The organism is Comamonas terrae (genome assembly GCF_001544075.1).
GTDB lineage: Bacteria > Pseudomonadota > Gammaproteobacteria > Burkholderiales > Burkholderiaceae_C > Comamonas > Comamonas terrae.
In genome coordinates this window covers 83,840-103,502 of the sequence record NZ_BCNT01000013.1, presented here as the reverse complement: position 1 = coordinate 103,502, position 19,663 = coordinate 83,840, and the positions used below count along the sequence as shown (strand labels likewise).

At 66.0% G+C, this 19,663-nt stretch carries 16 protein-coding genes and 1 tRNA gene; 7 read left to right on the top strand and 10 right to left on the bottom strand.

Annotated features, from left to right (window positions below):
- Positions 1–432: 432 nt before the first annotated feature.
- The 4 genes from Cte04_RS16700 (at position 433) to Cte04_RS16685 (ending at position 3,411) form a co-directional block, all read left to right on the top strand.
- The gene (locus Cte04_RS16700) at positions 433–1,263 is read left to right on the top strand and encodes a transporter substrate-binding domain-containing protein (protein ID WP_066480787.1); all 831 of its coding nucleotides are present in this window, start codon (positions 433–435) and stop codon (positions 1,261–1,263) included.
- 137 nt (positions 1,264–1,400) lie between these two features.
- Positions 1,401–2,069: an amino acid ABC transporter permease gene (locus Cte04_RS16695; protein WP_066480784.1), complete on the top strand. Its 669-nt coding sequence runs from the start codon at positions 1,401–1,403 to the stop codon at positions 2,067–2,069.
- A 3-nt stretch (positions 2,070–2,072) separates the two neighbouring features.
- Entirely contained in the window at positions 2,073–2,849 is a 777-nt protein-coding gene (locus Cte04_RS16690) for an amino acid ABC transporter ATP-binding protein (RefSeq protein WP_066480783.1), read from the top strand.
- Positions 2,850–2,940: 91 nt separating this feature from the next.
- Complete coding sequence (locus Cte04_RS16685; protein WP_066480781.1) at positions 2,941–3,411, top strand: Lrp/AsnC family transcriptional regulator; 471 nt, start codon at positions 2,941–2,943, stop codon at positions 3,409–3,411.
- Between the two features lie 155 nt (positions 3,412–3,566).
- Here the strand turns inward: Cte04_RS16685 and Cte04_RS16680 are convergent, their stop codons facing one another.
- The gene (locus Cte04_RS16680) at positions 3,567–4,829 is read right to left on the bottom strand and encodes an NAD(P)/FAD-dependent oxidoreductase (RefSeq protein WP_066480780.1); all 1,263 of its coding nucleotides are present in this window, start codon (positions 4,827–4,829) and stop codon (positions 3,567–3,569) included.
- Between the two features lie 158 nt (positions 4,830–4,987).
- A complete protein-coding gene (selD, locus tag Cte04_RS16675) occupies positions 4,988–6,046 on the bottom strand; it encodes a selenide, water dikinase SelD (protein ID WP_066480776.1) in 1,059 nt (352 codons plus the stop codon).
- A gap of 277 nt (positions 6,047–6,323) precedes the next feature.
- Between selD and yfiR the strand changes: the two genes are divergently transcribed.
- From yfiR to yfiB, 3 genes are read left to right on the top strand one after another with little or no spacing between them, the layout of a single operon-like run.
- Entirely contained in the window at positions 6,324–6,896 is a 573-nt protein-coding gene (yfiR, locus tag Cte04_RS16670) for a regulatory sequestration protein YfiR (RefSeq protein WP_245633413.1), read from the top strand.
- 8 nt (positions 6,897–6,904) lie between these two features.
- The gene (gene dgcN, locus Cte04_RS16665; protein WP_370671035.1) at positions 6,905–8,122 is read left to right on the top strand and encodes a diguanylate cyclase DgcN/YfiN; all 1,218 of its coding nucleotides are present in this window, start codon (positions 6,905–6,907) and stop codon (positions 8,120–8,122) included.
- A gap of 44 nt (positions 8,123–8,166) precedes the next feature.
- Positions 8,167–8,637, top strand: a complete 471-nt coding sequence (gene yfiB, locus Cte04_RS22035) for an outer membrane lipoprotein YfiB (protein ID WP_066480830.1) — start codon at positions 8,167–8,169, stop codon at positions 8,635–8,637.
- Positions 8,638–8,649: 12 nt separating this feature from the next.
- On the opposite strand, the gene Cte04_RS16655 is transcribed toward yfiB, so the two are convergent.
- The 8 genes from Cte04_RS16655 to Cte04_RS16620 form a co-directional block, all read right to left on the bottom strand.
- Positions 8,650–8,745: transfer RNA gene (locus tag Cte04_RS16655), tRNA-Sec, on the bottom strand.
- Between the two features lie 116 nt (positions 8,746–8,861).
- Positions 8,862–10,823, bottom strand: a complete 1,962-nt coding sequence (gene selB / locus Cte04_RS16650) for a selenocysteine-specific translation elongation factor (RefSeq protein WP_066480769.1) — start codon at positions 10,821–10,823, stop codon at positions 8,862–8,864.
- A 93-nt stretch (positions 10,824–10,916) separates the two neighbouring features.
- A complete protein-coding gene (selA, locus tag Cte04_RS16645; RefSeq protein ID WP_066480763.1) occupies positions 10,917–12,377 on the bottom strand; it encodes an L-seryl-tRNA(Sec) selenium transferase in 1,461 nt (486 codons plus the stop codon).
- A 123-nt stretch (positions 12,378–12,500) separates the two neighbouring features.
- Positions 12,501–13,478 carry a formate dehydrogenase accessory protein FdhE gene (fdhE, locus tag Cte04_RS16640; protein WP_066480762.1) on the bottom strand — a complete coding sequence of 326 codons (978 nt, stop codon included), beginning with the start codon at positions 13,476–13,478 and terminating at the stop codon, positions 12,501–12,503.
- A gap of 77 nt (positions 13,479–13,555) precedes the next feature.
- The gene (locus Cte04_RS16635) at positions 13,556–14,182 is read right to left on the bottom strand and encodes a formate dehydrogenase subunit gamma (RefSeq protein WP_066480761.1); all 627 of its coding nucleotides are present in this window, start codon (positions 14,180–14,182) and stop codon (positions 13,556–13,558) included.
- Entirely contained in the window at positions 14,182–15,126 is a 945-nt protein-coding gene (fdxH, locus tag Cte04_RS16630) for a formate dehydrogenase subunit beta (RefSeq protein ID WP_066480759.1), read from the bottom strand. The genes Cte04_RS16635 and fdxH overlap by 1 nt, the downstream gene beginning before the upstream one ends.
- A gap of 10 nt (positions 15,127–15,136) precedes the next feature.
- Positions 15,137–18,196: a formate dehydrogenase-N subunit alpha gene (fdnG, locus tag Cte04_RS16625; RefSeq protein ID WP_157082074.1), complete on the bottom strand. Its 3,060-nt coding sequence runs from the start codon at positions 18,194–18,196 to the stop codon at positions 15,137–15,139.
- 261 nt (positions 18,197–18,457) lie between these two features.
- Positions 18,458–19,645, bottom strand: coding sequence for an AI-2E family transporter (locus Cte04_RS16620; protein ID WP_066480749.1), 1,188 nt, complete (start codon positions 19,643–19,645; stop codon positions 18,458–18,460).
- Positions 19,646–19,663 lie beyond the last annotated feature (18 nt).

Below are 19,663 nucleotides of genomic sequence, written 5' to 3'. Positions count from 1 at the left end.
AGGTTCGAGTCCTTCCTCCCCTGCCAAGATAGAAAACCCCGTCTGTGAAAGCAGGCGGGGTTTTTGCTTTGCGCGCCTGGTTTCCATGCCGTGGCGGGTATTCCGGCCTCGCTTTTCGTGCGCGGGGGATGCCGCGCACTCCTGTTCCACCATGAGCGGCCTGTTGCGTCTGGCGTGTGTTGCCCTGCCGTTGTGCGGCTGAACGAAGGGAACCGAATCTGCCTGCGGCAGTGCGCCGGAGCCGTCTGGAAGGCATGATGGGATGCACGTATTACTACGTACAAGGCGAGGAAATTGCAATCTTTTGTTCAAAATGACGAAATGTATTCGTCAAGTCGTCATTTTTTTCAAAGATAAATTGCGAGCAGCTTATAGACTCTGCGCTCTTTTGTTCGATTTTTATCGTTGCTGATCTCAATCCCTAGGAGCGGTATGCCTTCCAAACGTCTATTTCTTCAGTCCGCGGCCCTGGTGGCTGGTTTGTGCCTGGGCGCCGCAGCCGTGGCACAGGAGAGCACCATGGCGCGTGTGGAGCGCACCAAGGTGCTGCGCGTGGGCGTGATTTCGGGGGCGACGCCGTATTTCCACAAGGACCTGGTTTCGCAGAAGTGGGAGGGCTTCGGCCCCGACTTTGCCGAGAGCCTGGCCAAGAAGCTGGGTGCCAAGGTGGACCTGGTGGAAACCACCTGGGGCAATTCGGTGATGGACCTGCAGGCCAACAAGATCGACGTGATGTTCGGCATGGGCCCGACGCCGGCCCGCCGCGAGATGGTGGACTTCTCGGACATGCTGTTCAATAACACGCTGACCGTGGTCTGCAAGAAGGGCTTCGGCCCCGTCAAGACCTGGGAGCAGCTCAATGATCCCAAGGTCAAGATCGTGGTGGACGTGGGTTCGAACCAGGACCAGTACGCGACCAAGATGCTGCCCAAGGCCACGATTTCCCGCCTGGACAGCTCGGGTGCGGCCTCGATGGCCGTGCAGACCGGCCGCGCCGACTGCCAGGTGCTGATGGTGCTGCTGGCCCAGCCGCTGCTGGCCAAGCGCCCGGACGTGGGCCAGATGTTCGTGCCCGAGCCGGTGACGACCTCGCCCACGCACATCGGCCTGCCCAAGAGCGCGAACAAGGATTTCGAAAACGCGGTCAACGCCTGGCTCAAGGATGCGCGTGGCCGCGGCGAGGTCCAGTCCGTCATCGTCCGGAACATGGAAAAGCTCGCGGGCGTGAAGCCCGAGAGCTTCCCCAAGCAGGTGAAGTTCTGAGGGTTTGCCTGCGGGCGTGGCCGATGCCCGCGGGCCGCTGCGGCGAATGACGGGCAGCCAGTCCCGTGAGCGTGGCAGGCCGTTGCCCGGGCGGCGGCCCGCGGGTCCATAGGCTGGCGAGTCCGAGAGGAGTTTGAATGTACGAGTGGGATTTTTCCCTGCTGTGGACCTACCGCACGCTGTTTCTGCAGGGCATAGGCTACACGCTGCTGTTCACGGCGATCTGCGTGCTCGGCGGCCTGGCCGTGGGGCTGGTGGCCGGCCTGGGTCGGCTGTCGCACAGCAAATGGGTGACGGGGCCGCTGCGCGCCTTCGTCGAGGTCTTTCGCTGCACGCCGGTGCTGGTGCAGCTGGTATGGTTCTATTACGCGCTGCCCGTGCTCACGGGCATCGAGATGTCGGCTCCCATGGCGGCGGCGCTGTGCCTGTCCCTGTATGGCGGCGCATTCTATTCCGAGATCATCCGCGGCGGCATCATTTCCATCGACCCGGGGCAGACCGAGGCCGGGCAGGCGCTGGGCATGACGCGCTTTCAGGTCATGCGCCGGGTGGTGCTGCCCCAGGCCTTCAAGCGCATGGTGCCGCCCCTGATGAGCCAGTCCATCATGCAGCTCAAGAACACCTCGCTGCTGTCCGTGCTGGCCGTGCCGGACCTGCTGTACCAGGGCCAGGTGATCGCGCACGACACCTATCGTCCGCTGGAGGTCTATACCTTCATCGCCGTGGCGTATTTCGTGATCCTGCTGCCGGCCACGATGTGGGCCAAGCGCATGGAGCAGAACCATTCTTCGGGCAAGGAGGCGTAAGCGATGTCTGCTCCAGTGATCGAGATCAGGGGCCTGAGGAAATCCTTCGGAGATCTGGCCGTGCTCAAGGACATCCACCTGACGGTGGAGCGCGGCTCCGTGGTGGCGCTGATCGGGCCGTCCGGCTCGGGCAAGTCCACGCTGCTGCGCTGCGTGAACCTGCTGACCGTGCCCGACGGCGGCGATATACGCGTCGGCGAGCAGTCGCTGTCCTTCCGCGGCAAGGACACCCAGCTGCCGACCGACAAGGTGCTCGCGGGCTTTCGCGCCCGTACCGGCATGGTGTTCCAGCATTTCAATCTGTTCCCGCACATGACCGTGCTGCAGAACGTGATGGAAGGGCCGGTCACCGTGCTCAGGAAGAGCCGGCCCGAGGCCGAGGCCAGGGCGCGTGCGCTGCTGGCCAAGGTGGGCCTGGCCGAGCGCGCCGACATGTATCCCGACAGGATGTCGGGCGGCCAGAAGCAGCGCGTGGCCATTGCCCGTGCCCTGGCCATGGAGCCCGGCGTCATGCTGTTCGACGAGGCGACGTCGGCGCTGGATCCCGAGCTGGTGGCCGAGGTGCTGGGCGTGATCCAGTCGCTGGCCAGGGAGGGCATGACCATGATCCTGGTCACCCACGAAATCGCGTTCGCGCGTGAAGTGGCCGACAAGGTGGTGTTCATGCGCGACGGGGTGGTGGTGGAATCCGGGCCGCCGTCCCAGGTGATCGACAACCCCGAGCAGGAGGCGACGCGCAGTTTTCTGGGCCGCATCCTGGGGAGAGCACAGGTCGCGTGACCGGGTTCGACAAGGCTGGCTTGCGCACGACAGAACCAGCGCGCACTGCCGCGATGCGCTCCTGCGGGAGCAAGTTCTACAAGGATGGGGTATGGAATACCGTTTGGATGAAACCGATCGCCAGTTGCTGCGCCTGCTGCAGACCAATGCACGGGCCTCGACCGCACACCTGGCCCGGCAGATGAATCTGGCCCGCACCACGGTGGTGGCGCGCATTGCCAAGCTCGAGCAGGAAGGCGTGATAGCGGGCTACGGGGTGCGCCTGGGTTCGCGCCTGGAGCAATCGGCCGTGCGCGCCTATTGCGGCATCCGCGTGCAGCCCAAGACGGCGACCTCGGTGATGCAGGCGCTCAACCGCTTCACCGAAGTGGAGGAAGTTTCGGCCGTCAGCGGCCAGTATGACTACATGGTGTTCGTGCGCTGCGAGAGCAATGAAAAGCTCGACGCCCTGCTGGACCGCATCGGCCTGATCGACGGCATTCAGCAGACCTATACCTCGGTGGTGCTGAGCCGCAAGATCGATCGCCGCACGACGGCCGAAGTGGTGAGCCAGCCCGCCTGAACGAGCCGCGCAATTCGCCCCTGGCCCCTGGCGGCGCACTCGCCGCCAGGGTGGAATGAGGGTGAAAACGCATTCAAACGCTTATGTGGCAAGCGCTTGAAGCTATGAAAAAAGGATTTGTCTGCCGGCTGGCCGCCCCGGCCAGCCATTCCTGCCTACAGAAAGCGGCTGGCCCTGAACGGGTGGGGGTCCAGCGGCAGCCGGGTGTCGCCCTGCATGAGGGCGCCTAGCAGCGCGGCCGTGCCCGGACCGGTGGAAAAGCCGATGTGCTGATGGCCGAAGGCCAGCCACAGGCCGGGGCGGCCCGGCATTTCGCCGATCACGGGGCGGGAGTCGGGCAGGGTGGGGCGGCGGCCCATCCACAGCGGCTGGTCCAGGCGCGGGCCCAGCGGCAGCGCCTGGCGCGCGGCGGCTTCGGCCAGCTCCAGCTGCACGGGCTTCATCGGAGCGTCGCAGTCATTGAGTTCCACGCCCGTGGACAGGCGCATGCCGTGCTCCATGGGCGAGAGAACATAGCCGCCTGCCGTGTCGTAGATGGGCCGCTGCAGCGACCTGGCGCCGGCGCCCTCTGCATAGTGCAGGTGGTAGCCGCGCTCGAAGCCCATGGGGATTTCCACGCCCAGGCCGGCCAGAAACTGCCGGCTCCACGGGCCCAGGGCCACCACCACGCGGTCATAGGCCTGGCCCGTACCGCTGCTGTCGATCACGGTCCATAAGCCATCGCCCGTCTGCTGAACCGTGCGCAGCTCCGTGGTCTGCACACGTCCGCCGCGCGCGGCAAAGGCATCGGCGTAGGCCCTGACCACGGCGCCCGGGCTGTTGACGGAATAGCTGTCCTTGATCCACAGGGCCTTGGCAAAGAGGGGGTTGAGCACGGGCTCGAGCGCCTGCAGCTCGCCGGCCTGCAGCACCTGCGTGGCAATGCCGTATTGCGCCATGGTCTCGCGGCCCAGCCGTGCGCCAGGCGCCTCGAAGCTCGCCGCGTGGCGGTAGAGAAACAGCCAGCCGTTGTCGCGCAGCCTATCGAGTGCGTTGACTTCGGCGAGCAGGCGGCGATGCTCGTCGGTGGACAGGCGGATCAGGCTGTCGAGCGCCGCGGTGGTCTCGCGGAACACGCTGCGGCGCGCATTGCCGACAAAGCCCAGGGCCCAGCGCAGATTGGAAGCCACGAAGGCAGGGCTGTAGCGAAAGCCCGTACCCCGGTTCCCGAGCAGGCCGGGCAGCGTACCCCAGAGCCTGGGATGGTTGAACGGCATGAGCGAGCTGCGCGCGATCACGCCGGCATTGCCGTAGGAGGTTTCAAGGCCCGGCGCACGCCGGTCCAGCAAGGTGACGGCCATGCCGCGGCGCTGCAGTTCGAGCGCGGTGGCCACGCCGACCATGCCTGCGCCGAGTACGGCGACGGAAGGGGTTGTCATGAGTGCATGTGCGCTGCGCTACAAGGCTTGCGCAGCGCCGTGGGGTCCATCGGAACAAAGGGCTGCCGCGCGCCTGCACGTCGGCCTGGCCTCCATTGTCGCGCTGCAGCGGGGCGGGCGCGGCGTTCGCCGCAGGATTTTCCCGTGCGGGCAGGCTTTCAGTCCACGATCACGCGCGGCTCGCCGGCTTCCATGCGGCCCACGACGGCAGCCTCGGCAAAGCCGCCATCGGCAAAGACCTGGAGCACCTGTTGGGCGGCTTCCGGGGCGCAGGACACCAGCAGGCCACCCGAAGTCTGCGGGTCCGTCAGCAAGGCACGCTGCGCGTCGCCCAGGCCGGCCGGCAGCTGCACATTCTGGCCGTAGGAGGCCCAGTTGCGGCCCGAGGCTCCTGTGAAGATGCCTTGCTCGGCCAGGGCCTGCACGCCGGGCAGCACCGGCAGCCTGCGGCTGTCGATGCGGGCCGTGAGCTGCGCGCCGCGGGCCAGTTCCAGGCCGTGGCCCAGCAGGCCGAAGCCCGTCACATCGGTCAGCGCGTGCACGCCTTCCAGCCTGGACAGCGCTGCGCCCGGGCGGTTGAGCTGGGTGGTGGCTTGCACCATGGCGCGGTAGCCGGCTTCGTCGAGCAGATTTTTCTTGAGTGCGGCCGACAGAATGCCGACGCCCAGCGGCTTGCCCAGGATCAGAACGTCGCCGGCTTTGGCATCGGCGTTGCGCTTCATCTGCCTGGGGTTGACGATGCCTATGCCCACAAGCCCGTAAATGGGTTCGACCGAATCGATGGAATGGCCGCCGGCCAGCGGAATGCCGGCATCGCGGCAGACCGATTCGCCGCCTTCGAGGATCTTGGCGATCACGTCATGGGGCAGCACGTTGATGGGCATGCCGACGATGGCCAGGGCCATCAGCGGCGTGCCGCCCATGGCATAGATGTCGGACAGTGCATTGGTGGCGGCGATGCGGCCGAAGTCGTACGGATCGTCGACGATGGGCATGAAGAAGTCCGTGGTCGCGACGATGGCCTGCTCGTCGTTGATGCGGTAGACGGCTGCATCGTCCGCAGTCTCCGTGCCCACGAGCAGGTCGGGAAAGAACTGCCGGGGCAGATTGCTCCTGGCTAGCAGTTCGGACAGTACGCCGGGCGCGATCTTGCAGCCGCAGCCGCCGCCATGGGACAGGGAGGTGAGTCGGGGAGCTTGGATGGTATCGATGGTCATTGGAGATTCTTTGGCTGGCGGTACGGGCGGCTCGCGCAGCCTGCATGCGCAGGCCGGCGCGGGAAACCGGAAATCGGTGCAAGTATTATCGGCAGCCCGCGCCTGCTCTGCGCGGACAGTGGGACAAGCATGCGGCTGCGTGCTGTAATTGCGGGGCTTTTTGCTGGAGAAGGCTTACACGGCATTCTCCAAAGTTGTGAAAAAATGTTTGTCCTCGGACGTGCACCGCTTGCCGTGGGCCATCCGCAGGGCCGCCGCAGTCCCCAGGGAGCCGTTGTTGACATCTTTCAAGCCAGATCGTGGTCATGGAGTGCCGCCCCGCCGTGCCGGCGGCCGGGCATGGTTGCTTGCCGCCTGCCTGGCCTGGACGGCCGTGTCTGCGCGGGCGGACGCCGCGGCCGAAGACCATGTGCAGGGCGTCGCGCGCACGGTGATCGGCATCCTGGGCTACACGCATTGGCCGGCTGAAAGCGGAGGGCTGCGCCTGTGCGTGGTCGGCTCCACGGAATATGCGGCCGGGCTGATGCACAGCTCGGGGCAGGCGGTGGGCAGCCGCCAGCTTGACGTCAGGCGGGTGGAACTGGATCAGGTGAAGAACGCCGACTGCGACGGCATCTATGCCGGCGAGATGGACGAGCAGCAATGGCGCAGCCTGATGCGGCAGCAGGACGGCCGACCGCTGCTGACCATCAGCGAGCGCGGTGCGCTGTGCCGTATCGGCGCCATGTTCTGCCTGCGGCGCCAGGGCGAAGGGCCGGGCTTCGAGGTCAACCTGGATTCCGTGGCGCGCAGCGGCCTGCGCATCAGCCCCAAGGTGCTGCAACTGGCCCGTACCAAGGCGGCACCATGAGCTTGCCCATGAGCAGCAATGATTCATTGCATGCGGTGATCCGCCGTGCCCATCTGCGCATGGCGGGCATGGCCATTTCGCTGGCCGGCGTGCTGCTGCTGCTGGTCGGCGTGGTGGTGCTGCGCCTGTACCTGCTCAACAACCTGCATCTGATGGCCCGCTCGCTGGCCTATACGGCCGAGGCATCGCTGGTCTTCAACGACCGTGACGAGGCGGCGCGGATGCTGGAGCAGATGCTGCGCGGCGAGGATGTGGCGCGGGCCCAGGTGTTCGATGAGCGGGGGCAGGTGTTTGTGCGCTGGTCTTCGGGCCAGTCCGCCACGGGCGGTGCCGGCGAGGTGCTGGCCGCCGTCATCGGGATGCAGCCTGGAGAGGCCGAAGTGCGCCAGAACGGCAAGCCGGTCGGGCGCGTGGTGCTCTACAGCGACGGTGCCGGCTTTGTGCGTTTTCTCTGCGCCGGCCTGGCGGTGCTGGCCTTGTGTGTGGGCATCAGCGGCTATCTGGGCATGCGCCAGTCGCGCCGCATGCTGGCGGATATCGCGGAGCCGCTGCAGCAACTGGCCCGGGTGGCCCGGGCCGTGCGGCACGACCGTTCCATGGACCAGCGCGTGCCTGCCGCCCGCATTGCCGAACTGAACGAACTGGGCGACGACTTCAACGCCCTGCTGTCCGAGCTGCAGATGCGCCACGAGCGCCTGCAGCAGCAGAACTCCGTGCTGGAACTGAAGGCTTCGCGCGACAGCCTGACCGGCCTGGCCAACCGCTCGCATTTCGAGCAGCGCCTGCGGCAGGCGCTGCTCGATGCGGACCAGGCGGGGCGCAAGCTGGCCGTGCTGTTCCTGGACAACGACCGCTTCAAGCAGGTCAACGATGTCTATGGCCACGCGGCGGGCGATGCATTGCTCAGGGCCGTGGGAGAGAGGTTGCATTCGCTGGTGCGCGAGGCGGACCTGGTCGCCCGCCTGGGCGGTGACGAATTCGCCATCCTGCTGTACCCGGTCGGCGGCGTGGACGATGCCCGGCTCGTGGCGGACAAGATCGAAGAGGCAATGCGCGAACCTGTGGTGACCGGTACAGGCGTGCTGCTGAATCCTTCGGTCAGCGTCGGCATTGCCGTCTTTCCGCGCCATGGCCGCGACATGGAGACATTGCTGAACCATGCGGACCAGGCCATGTACGAAGCCAAACTTGCGCGGCATGCCGGGCATGCCGCCATCAGGGGATGATGCATATGGAATGGAACAGAAAGATTCTGGGTGGGCGGCGGTTCATGGACTGGAGCCGCTGGTGCATGGCCATGGCGCTGGCCCTGCTGCTGGCCGCCTGCCAGACCCCGCAGCCCCAGGGCCTGACAGCACAGCAGCAGCAGGTCCTGAGGGCCCAGGGCTTCGCGCCCGGCGAGGATGGATGGGAGCTGCAGATGTCGGGCAAGCTGCTGTTTGAATTCGACTCCGCAGAAGTCGGTCAGCAGGCGCGGGGCAAGGTCTCGGATCTGGCACGGGCGCTGCTGAAGGAGGGCATAGACCGGTTGCGCGTGGAAGGCTATACGGACGACCGCGGCAGCGATGCCTACAACCTGCGGCTGTCCCTGCGCCGGGCGCAGGCCGTGGCGGATGTACTGGCGGAGGCCGGCATGCCCAGGCAGAACATCGAGGTCAAGGGGCTGGGCCGGGCGGCACCCGTGGCGGCGGGCAATGCTGCGGAAAACCGCCGCGTGGCCATCATCGTGCCCCTGCTGTAGCTGCCGGCACAGTGGCGGAAAGCAGCTGGAGTCGAACCAACCCGGGAGCGGCTGACGCCCCCCACCGGGTTTGAAGCCCGGCCGCGCCACCGGGCGCGATTGCCTTCCTTCTTGTAGAAGATGCGCGGATTGTATCCAGCATTCATGGCTGGCGGGACCAACTGCAGCGGCACACCCTCTATGAATGCTGTAGCAACCGGCGCTTGTCCTTGCCGGGCCGCAGGCTATGTGGTGCGGACGGCGCTGCCGGCAGCCGGGGCCGGATTCCATTGCACATCGGGCCGCAGCAAATGGGCGTCGCGCACGCGGCGCGTATAGCCGATGCGGTCGAAGAACTCCAGGATCTGGATGGCGCGCTTGCGGCCCAGGCCCGTGGCATCGCGAAAGGCCCGGGCTTCGACTTGCGCATTGTCGGCTCCGCTGGCCAGGGCTGCCACCAGCGCCGCCAGCTCGTCCATGCAGGATGCGGCATAGAACAGGTCCTTGACCACCTGGAACAGCTGGCCCTGGCGCGAGAGCTTGCGCAGCAGCTGGCGCACCACTTCCTCGCCCGCGCCATGGTCGCGGGCCAGATCGCGCACCCAGGGCGGATCGAAGCGGCCGGCCGCAATCGCGGGCAGCAGCTTCTGGGCCAGAGCCTGTTCCGCATCCGAAAGCTGCACGCTGTGGCCCGGCAGGTGCAGCCAGGCGCCTGTGCCGGCCAGCTGCCGCTGCGCAAGCAGGCTGTCGAGCAGCCCCTGGTACAGCGCATCGTGCGCCGCCTGCTGCAGACCGGGCAGGGCCATGCGGCGCAGGCGCGCCGCATTCACGCCGGGCTCGTCGGGCGATTTCTCGTGGAAGCGCGTCAGCGCCTGCAGCACCTGTGCCTGCAGTGCCTGCCAGCGGGCGGCATCCATGACCAGGGCATCGTCGCCAGCCATGGGCAGAAGGACCGCATGCGCGGGCAGCTGGTCTGCATGAAGGGCCCGGCCGGCCAGGCGCATGAGCTGCGACAGCGCAGTGCCATAGGGTGCCTGGGCTATCAGCGGCGCAAGGTCGCCATGCGCAACCAGCTGTTCGATGGCATCGAGGTAGGCCATGCGCTCGGCGCCGCGGCGCTTGCGCGCGGGAGCGTAGGGGTCCAGCACCATGCCGCCGGCGATCGTGCGGGTGGCCTGCGCGTTGCGCAGGATCAGGCGGTCGCCGGGCATGGCAAACACGGGTGCGTCAAGTACCAGCTGCGCGCGCGCCGCGGTGCCGGGGGCGATCGGGCCGTCCTGCAGCAAGGCCACATGGCCGGTGCAGCGCCGTGTGCCCAGGTGAACATGCACGGGCGTCCACTGCTGCATGGGCGCGGCATCGGCCAGCAGCTGCAGCGCGATGTCGATGCGATCCGTGGCCTGCAGCGCGCGTGCATCGGCCACCCAGTCGCCGCGCTCGATGTCCTCCCTGGCAATGCCTGCGAGATTGAGCGCGCAGCGCTGGCCGGCCACGCCGGTGTCGCTGGACTGGTTTTGCGCATGGATGCTGCGCACGCGCACCGCCCTGCCGCTTGCCGAATGCAGCAGCGTGTCGCCCACGGCCACCTGCCCGCCGAAGACGGTGCCGGTCACCACCGTGCCCTGGCCGGCCAGCGTGAAGACGCGGTCCACTGCAAGGCGGAACAGCCCGTCGCGTTTGCGCGCGGGCATGGCCTGGGCCTGCTGGTCGAGGTGCTGGCGCAGCGCAAAGATGCCTGAAATGTCGGGGTTGTCGGCCACTGCCGCCGCGGTCTCGAAGATTGGCGAGCTGGCCAGGGCCGTGTCCGCGAGCAGCGCGGCGATCTGCCCGCGCACTTCGTCGATGCGCGTGCGCGGCACACGGTCCACCTTGGTCAGGGCCACCGTGCCCTGCCGGATGCCCAGCAGCTGCAGGATCTCCAGGTGCTCGCGGGTCTGGGGCATGATGCCGTCGTCCGCTGCCACCACCAGCAGCGCGTGGTCTATGCCCACGGCGCCGGCGGCCATGGTGTGCACGAATTTCTCATGGCCCGGCACGTCGATGATGCCCAGCACATCGCCATTGGGCAAAGGCGCATAGGCATAGCCCAGCTCGATGGAAATGCCGCGCGCCTTTTCCTCCTTGAGGCGATCGGTTTCCACGCCGGTCAGGGCGCGCACCAGGGTGGTCTTGCCGTGGTCGATATGGCCGGCGGTGCCGATGATCATGTGTGGGTCGCTCCGTGTCGCACCGCGTTGCCGATGCGGTCAATCTTTTTGATGGAAATTATCTCGGGATGCTTGATTGGCAAGCGTTTCTTGCTATTTTCCCAGTAGCGAAAGCTGTTCGCTGAAGGCGTGCTGCATGGCCGCCTCCAGGCAGCGCAGGTCCAGCCACAGCGCGTCATCGCGCAGGCGCGCGATCACGGGGCGGGGCAGGGCGCGCAGGCGCGCTTCCAGCTGTGCGAGCTGGCGGCCTGCCTGCCTGCCGCTGGCCGGATGGATCCTGAGGCCGAAGCTGGGCAGGCTTTCAACGGGCAGGGCGCCGCTGCCGATCTGGCTGGTCATGGGCGCGGGCTCGACCACGAAGGCCGGGCCCAGCGCCTGTTGCAGCACGGGCTGCAGCTGCAATGCCTGTGCCTGCATGTCGGCCTGCGGCCGGGTGAACAGGCGCAGCGTGGTCAGCTGCTCGGCCAGCTTTTCGGGATGCAGGTACAGGCGCAGCGTGGGCTCCAGCGCCGCCAGCGTGATCTTGCCCACGCGCAGCGCTCGCTTGAGCGGGTTCTTCTTGATCCGGGCGATCAATGCCTTTTTGCCCACGATGATGCCGGCCTGCGGGCCGCCGAGCAGCTTGTCGCCGCTGAAGGTGACGAGGTCGGCGCCGGACTCGATGGTCTCGCGCACCGTGACCTCGTAGGGCAGTCCCCATTCGCGCAGGTCGATGAGGGTGCCGCTGCCCAGGTCGACGATCAGGGGCAGGCCCTTGTCGTGCGCAATGCGGGCCACCTGCGCATCGCTCACGGCCTTGGTGAAGCCGGTGATGGCGTAGTTGCTGCAATGCACCTTCATGAGTGCGGCCGTGCAGTCGGTGACCGCTTCGCTGTAGTCGCGCTCGTGGGTGCGGTTGGTGGTGCCCACTTCCACCAGGCGCGCACCGGCGCGCGTCATCACATCGGGGATGCGGAATGCACCGCCGATTTCCACCAGCTCGCCGCGCGAGACAACCACTTCCCTGCGCTCGCCGGCCGCAGCCAGCGTGGAAAGCACCAGCAGCACGGCCGCGGCATTGTTGTTGACGATGGTGGCGGCCTCCGCGCCCGTGAGCTCGCAGATCAGCGCCTCCACCAGATCGTCGCGGTCGCCGCGCCCGCCGTCTTCGAGGTCGTATTCCAGATTGGCCGGGGACGTCATGGCCTGCACCACGGCATCCACGGCCGCCTGCGGCAGCAGCGCGCGGCCCAGATTGGTGTGCAGCACCGTCCCCGTGAGATTGAAGACGGTGCGCAGCCTGGGGGCAAAGATCCGCTGCAGGCGCAGCCCCGCCGCCTGCACAATGCTTGCCGGATCCGCCTGCAAGCCGGCCGCGGGCGCTTCTTCGCCGCCCAGCAATTGCTGGCGCAGGCTGCCCAGCACGTCGCGCACGGCCCGGGTGCAGGCATCCAGGCCATAGGCTTCGCGCAAGGGCTGCAGGCTCGGGTGCAGCAGGATCTTGTCCACGGCCGGCAACTGGGAAGGGTGCGTGATGTCAGCGGTTGGGGGCTCGGGCGCTTGTGTGGCGTGCATGGGTGCTTCGGGAAGTGAAGTGGGCGCGAGATTCCTGCCGATGCGGGCGGTCATCGTCCTGAAATGAAAAAGGCGGCTGGCGCAAGGCCTGCCGCCCTTTATTGTGGCGCAGCGGACAGGCTGTCAGGCGCAGGGATCGATCAGCGCGCTGTCCGCCTCGGCCTCGGCCTGCTCCTCGGCAAACGCCACGTAGAGCAGCGGGTTGGGACTGGCCCGCTGGAATCGGGTTTCGCTCATCAGCAGATCCAGCATCAGCGTGGCCAGGTCGTCGGCCAGCGGGTCGAGCATGGGATTCTTTTCCTGGTTGACGATCTTGCGGTAGCTGCCGCACTCGTCGCAGGTTTCGGCCAGAACTTCCTCGCCCGCGCCTTCGACGCCCTGGTAATGAATGCCCTTGGTCGATGCGCAGTGCGAGCATTTGACGCGCACCATCTGCCATTCGCAGGCACAGGTGCCGCAGTGCAGATAGCGGTGGCCGGAGGCCCTGCCGCCGATGCGGACCACGCTGGCCACGGGCTCGCTGGCGCAGACCGGGCAGATGGTGGCCGGATCGGTGTAGGGCACGTCCTGGGCCGTGAGGTCGGCGGTGCGCCGGGTGAACGTGACCTGCAGCGCCGCCATGATGAAGGGCGCCATGCCCACGTGGCGCGCGGCGACTTCCTTTTGCAGCAGCTTCCTGGCGATGTCGTCACGCGTCTCGGCCGGCAGGCTGCGCAGCTCCTGCAGCAGCGGCTGCAGCGGCGCGGGCAGGGCGGCGGACCGATCGCCGTCCTGCAGCGTGTCCAGCATGGCGTCCAGCACGCCTTGCCAGGCCGGATCGATGTTCTCCACGGCGGGCAGCAGCGGCATCGAGTGCTCCTGCGCCCGCGCGATCAGTGCGGCATCGGGCGCTGCCAGCGTGAGGCCGGCGGCCGCATTGTGCTGGGCGTCCATGATCTTCGCGACGAACTGCAGGTAGTCGGCAATGGGATTGCCGTCGGCCAGCTGGCGCAGCCGGGCCGCGCGCTCGGCAAACAGGCTGGCCGTCGCCGGCAGGAGCACGCGGGGAAAACTGGTGTGGTCCAGGGCTTCGATCTCGCCAGGTTGAAGAATGCGTTGCATTGGCAGGGATCTCCAAAAAGTTCAGCCGCCAAGCGCCTGGTGAGCGCTTGGCGGCCGGATGTCAGAACAAGGGGGCGTCAGTCGTTGTCACCGGTGACCTTGCGGTACCAGCCGCGGTGGTGCTGCTTGGCCCAGGCGCGGGTCACCGTGCCATAGAGCATGGCGCGGATCGTACCGCGGGTCCAGATGGCCGCGTAGACGTGCAGGATGATCAGGCCGATCATCCACACGGCCGCGACGGCGTGGACCAGCGATGCCGCGCGCACCACGTTCACGGGCAGCGTCCACCAGGCGCGCCACATCAGAAAGCCGGTGACGACGATGAACAGCATGCCGATGACCAGGCCCCAGAACAGGAGCTTCTGGCCGCCGTTGTACTTGCCCTGCTCGGGCATGTCATGGTCGTCGCCATCGATCATCTTGTTGACGTTCTTGAGCCATTCGATGTCGCGGGGCTCCACGACATTGAGCTTGGCAAAACGGCCGGCCATGACGATGAAGAACAGGGCCATCACCACCCCGATGTAGGGGTGCAGGATGCGGGTCCACGGGCCGCCGCCGAACAGGTTGGTCAGCCAGAAGAACGCCGGATGGAAGAACGCCAGGCCGGACAGGGCCAGCAGGATGAAGCAGATGCCCACGATCCAGTGGTTGGCACGTTCCGACGCGGTGTAGCGTACGAGGTCACGAGGATTGCGTTGCATCAGCGGGCCTCCTTTCCGGCGCTGTGGGCGGCACTGTCGGCAGCCCGGTCCTTGCGTTCCATTTCATCCTCGAGATCCTTGGACACGTCGTTCGGACCCTTGGTGATGTAGTGGAACAGGCTGCCGACGGCGGCGGCGCCCAGCGCCGCCATGGCCAGCGGCTTGGCGACGCCCTTCCACAGGGACACCATGGGGCTGATCGACGGATCGTCAGGCAGGCCCTTGTACAGCGAAGGCTTGTCCGCGTGATGCAGCACGTACATCACATGCGTGCCGCCCACACCCTGCGGGTCGTACAGGCCAGCCTCGGCATAGCCGCGCTCCTTGAGGTCGACCACGCGGTGCGCGGCCTGCTCCTTCATGGCCTCCTTGGTGCCGAACATGATGGCGCCCGTGGGGCAGGTCTTGACGCAGGCGGGTTCCTGGCCGACGGCCACGCGGTCCGAGCACAGCGTGCACTTGTAGGCCTTCTTGTCCTTCTTGGAGATGCGCGGGATGTTGAACGGGCAGCCGGTCACGCAGTAGCCGCAGCCCACGCACTGATCCTGCTGGAAGTCCACGATACCGTTGGCATACTGCACGATGGCGCCGGGAGACGGACAGGCCTTGAGGCAGCCGGGATCCTCGCAGTGCATGCAGCCGTCCTTGCGGATCAGCCACTCCAGGTTGCCCGTGGCTTCGTTCTCGTACTCGGTAAAGCGCATCACGGTCCACGATTCCGATGTGAGATCCGTCGGGTTGTCGTAGACGCCGGCTGCAGCCGTGCCGATCTCGTCGCGCAGGTCGTTCCACTCCATGCAGGCTGTCTGGCAGGCCTTGCAGCCTATGCACTTGGAAACGTCGATCAGCTTGGCCACCTCGCCCGAATGGGCGCCACGCGCGCCGGGGGCGGGCGTGGTGGTGGCCGAGCGGCGCTTGATATCTAAAGACATGGTGGATGACATCAGCTGCTCCTTAGATCTTTTCCACCTTCACGAGGAAGGTCTTGGATTCAGGGGTCAAGCTGTTACCGTCACCCACCGAGGCCGTCAGGTTGTTGGCCAGATAGCCCTTGCGTCCCGTGGACGAGAAGCCCCAGTGGATCGGCACGCCCACGTGGTGGATGGTCTTGCCGTCGATCTTCATGGGCTTGATGCGCTTGGTCACGATGGCTGCCGCCTTCACGAAGCCGCGCTTGGAACTGACCTTGACCTTCTGCCCGGTTTCGATGCCGAGCTCCTTGGCCAGCGCCTCGCCGATTTCCACGAACTGCTCGGGCTGGACGATGTTGTTCAGCTGCACGTGCTTGGTCCAGTAGTGGAAGTGCTCGGTCAGGCGGTAGGTCGTGCCCACGTGCGGGAACTCGCTGGGCGAGCCTGCCGTGTCCTTGACCGAGTCGAAGATGCGCATCGCGGGGTTGATGACTGCCTGCTTGTTGTTGGGATACATGGGGTTGTAGCCCAGCGGGTTGTCGAAAGCCTCGTAGTGCGTGGGGAACGGTCCCTCGTTCATGCCCTTGCGCGCAAAGAAACGCGCAACGCCCTCTGGGTTCATGATGAAGGGGTTGGTGGTCTCGGGCGGCATGGTCAGGCCCATGTCGGGCACATCGAAGCCGGTCCAGCTGGTGCCGTTCCACTTGACGAGCGCACGCTTGGGGTTGAATGGCTTGCCTTCGCGGTCGCAGGATGCGCGGTTGTACAGCACGCGGCGGTTGGCCGGCCAGGCCCACGCCCAGTTCAGCGTGTTGCCCAGACCGCTGGGGTCCGAGTTGTCGCGGCGCGCCATCTGGTTGCCGGACGAGGTCCAGCAGCCGGCCCAGATCCAGCAGCCGCCCAGCGTGGAGCCGTCGTCGCGCATTTCGCCGAAGCCCGCCAGCTGCTCGCCGGCCTTGCGAATGACCTTGCCTTCGGCGTCCTTCAGGTCCAAGAGTGCGCGGCCGTTATATTCCTTGGCGATCTCGTCGGCACCGGGATGGGCCGCCTGGGCGTAGGGCCAGTACAGATTGACAATGGGGTCGGGGAACTTGCCGCCGTCCTTCTGGTACAGAGCCTTCATGCGCAGGTGCAGTTCGGACATGATGTTGATGTCCGTCTTGGCCTCGCCCGGCGGCTCGGCCGCCTTCCAGTGCCACTGCAGCACGCGCGAGGAGCTGACCACGGCGCCGTCTTCCTCGGCAAAGCAGGTCGTGGGCAGGCGGAACACCTCGGTCTGGATGGATGCGGATTCCACGTCGTTGAACTCGCCATGGTTCTTCCAGAACTCGGAGGTCTCGGTGACCAGCGGGTCCATGATGACCAGGAACTTGAGCTTCTTGAGGCCTTCGCGCACGCTGTTGCTGTTGGCCAGCGCCGCCAGGGGGTTGAAGCCCTGGGCGATGTAGCCGTTGACCTTGCCCTGGTTCATCAGTTCGAAGATCTGCAGCATGTCGTACTGGCGGTCGAGCTTGGGCAGGTAGTCATACGCCCAGTTGTTCTCGGCCGTCGCCGCGGGGCCCCACCAGGCCTTCATCAGGCTCACATGGAACTTGGGCGTGTTCTGCCAGTAGTTCATCTGGCCCGGACGCAGCGTCTTGGGTGTGCGCGCGGCGATGTACTGCTGATAGTCCTGCTCTGCGTCATTGGGCAGCGTCAGGTAGCCGGGCAGAGAGCCCGAAAGCAGGCCCAGGTCCGTCAGGCCCTGGATGTTGGAGTGGCCGCGCAGCGCGTTCATGCCGCCGCCAGCCACGCCGATGTTGCCCAGCAGCAGCTGGATCATGGCGCCGCAGCGCAGCATCTGCGCACCGATGGTGTGCTGGGTCCAGCCCAGGGCGTACATGATGGTGGCCGAGCGTCCGGCCTGCGCCGTCGAGGCCAGCTTCTCGCACACATGCAGGAACTTTTCCCTGGGCGTTCCGCAGATCGCCTCGACCTTCTCGGCGGTGTAGCCGGCGTAGTGCTTCTTGAGCAGCTGATAGACGCAGCGCGGATGCGCGAGCGTGGGGTCGATCTTGACGAAGCCGTCGTCGCCCAGCTCATAGTCCCAGCTGCTCTTGTCGTAGCTGCGCTTTTCGGGGTTGTAGCCCGAGAAGATGCCGTCGTCGAATGCGAAGTCCTCGCGCACGATGAACGAGAAGTCCGTGTAGTTCTTCACGTACTCGTGATGGATCTTGTCATTCGAGAGCAGATAGTTGATCACGCCGCCCAGGAAGGCGATGTCGGAACCGGAACGGATGGGCGCATAGAAGTCGGCCACCGATGCCGAGCGGTTGAAGCGCGGATCGACCACCATGAAGTGAGCCTTGTTGTGCTCCTTCGCTTCGGTCACCCACTTGAAGCCGCAGGGGTGTGCTTCGGCGGCATTGCCGCCCATGATCAGGATAACGTCCGCGTTCTTGATGTCGACCCAATGGTTCGTCATCGCTCCACGGCCAAACGTCGGGGCAAGACCTGCCACCGTCGGGCCGTGTCAGACACGTGCTTGGTTGTCGAATGCAAGAAGGCCCCAGGAACGGGCCACTTTGTGCGTGACGTAGCCGGCCTCGTTGCTGGCTGCGGAGGCGGCCAGCATGCCGGTGGTGAGCCAGCGGTTGACCTTCTGGCCCTTGTCGTTGGTCTCGATGAAGTTGGCGTCGCGGTCGTCCTTGAGCAGCTTGGCGATGCGGTCCAGGGCTTCATCCCACGACATGCGCTTCCACTCGCTGGAGCCGGGGGCGCGGTATTCGGGGTACTTGAGGCGGTGCGGGCTGTGCACGAAGTCCAGCAGCGAGGCGCCCTTGGGGCACAGCGTGCCGCGGTTGACGGGGTGGTCCGGGTCGCCTTCCACGTGGATGACGGACAGCTTGGCATTCTTGACGCCGTCGCCCAGCGAGTGCATCAGGATGCCGCAGCCTACGGAGCAGTAGGTGCAGGTCTGGCGGGTGACCGTGGTGGCGGACAGCTTGTACTGCCGCACCTCGGCGAGCGCAGCCGTGGGCGAGAAGCCCATCAGCGCCAGGCTCGAACCCGCCAGCGTCGAGCCAGTCACTTTCATGAACTGGCGTCTGGAGAATTGGACCATGTGGGTACCTTTTCGGATTAACGCTTTTATGTGAAAGCAAATTCTACGTAGGTACCTCTTGACGCCGGTGGTTACAAACCCTGAATTCTTGAGCTGTGCCCTGCGGTATTGATGGCGATGGGGCCTGTTGCTATGAAATTTAAGCGCCTGGAGGCGGAAGCGGGTGGTTTCTCAAGAAAGTGCAACGGCCCAAGGCCATGAAGCCCGCAGGGGCAGTTGTTTGCTTGTCCGGTCAGGGAGGGTGCGCGGGGATGACCACCCTCAGGCTTTGACCTCTCCTTGATCCGATTCCGGCACGGGCGGTATCTCCCGTGCCCCGGCTGGAGCCGGTGGGACTTCTACCGGTGTGCCAACTGGCGCCAGGGCCTCGCCCTGCGGCGACAGCAGGGGCTGCTGCTCCGCTTGGCGCTGCATTTCGGCAAACATGTCCCAGGCAGCGATGAAGAGCGCAGCGATGGCCGGTCCCAGTACAAAGCCCGTCAGTCCGAACACGGCCATGCCGCCCAGCGTGGAGATGAGGACGATGTAGTCGGGCATCTTGGTGTCCTTGCCCACCAGCAGGGGACGCAGCACGTTGTCGACCAGGCCGATCACCAGAAAGCCATAGGCGGCCAGGACAACGCCCTTGGCCGTATCGCCGGTGGCAAGGAAATAGATGGCGACCGGCCCCCAGACCAGACCGGCCCCCACTGCGGGCAGCAGGGAAAGAAATGCCATGACCACGGCCCACAGCACGGTGGCCTGAATGCCCAGTATCCAGAAGATCAGGCCGCCCAGCGCACCCTGCGCGGCAGCAACGGCGAGATTGCCCTTGACCGTGGCGCGGATGACGGTAGTGAACTTGCTGGCCAGCTCGCGCTTGTGCTCGGGCTCCAGCGGCATCGCTTCGCGGATGCGCTGCATCAGCAGCTTGCCGTCGCGCAGCAGAAAGTACATCAGGTACAGCATCACGCCAAAGCTCACGACGAAGCCCAGCGTGTTCTGTCCCAGGCCCACGGCGCGGGTGGCTGCGAGCTTGCTGGTCTGTACCGCCACCTCGGTGAGCTTTTCCTGGAGCTCGCTCAGCGACCCCAGGTGCAGCCTGTCCAGCCATGGGGTGATCCAGGGTGGCAGTGCGTCGAATATCTGCTGCAGATAATTGGCGGAGGACAGGTTGCCGCTGCTGACCCGCTCGTAGATGGCGGCGGTCTCCCGCACCAGCGAGATGCCGATCAGCACCAGTGGAAGGATGACCACCACAAGGCAGAGCAGCAGGGTCAGCAAGGTGGCCAGGTTGGGGCTTCTGGGCATGCGCACCAGGATGCGCCTGTGCATGGGGGCGAACACGATGACGAGGACCACGCCCCAGAAGATGGCACCCACGTACTCCCATAGCACCACTCCAAAACCCAGCGTGACGGCCGCCAGCAGCAGGATGAACGTGCGTTTGTGAAGCTGCGAAAGGGGCATTTGATTCCTTGGTTGTCA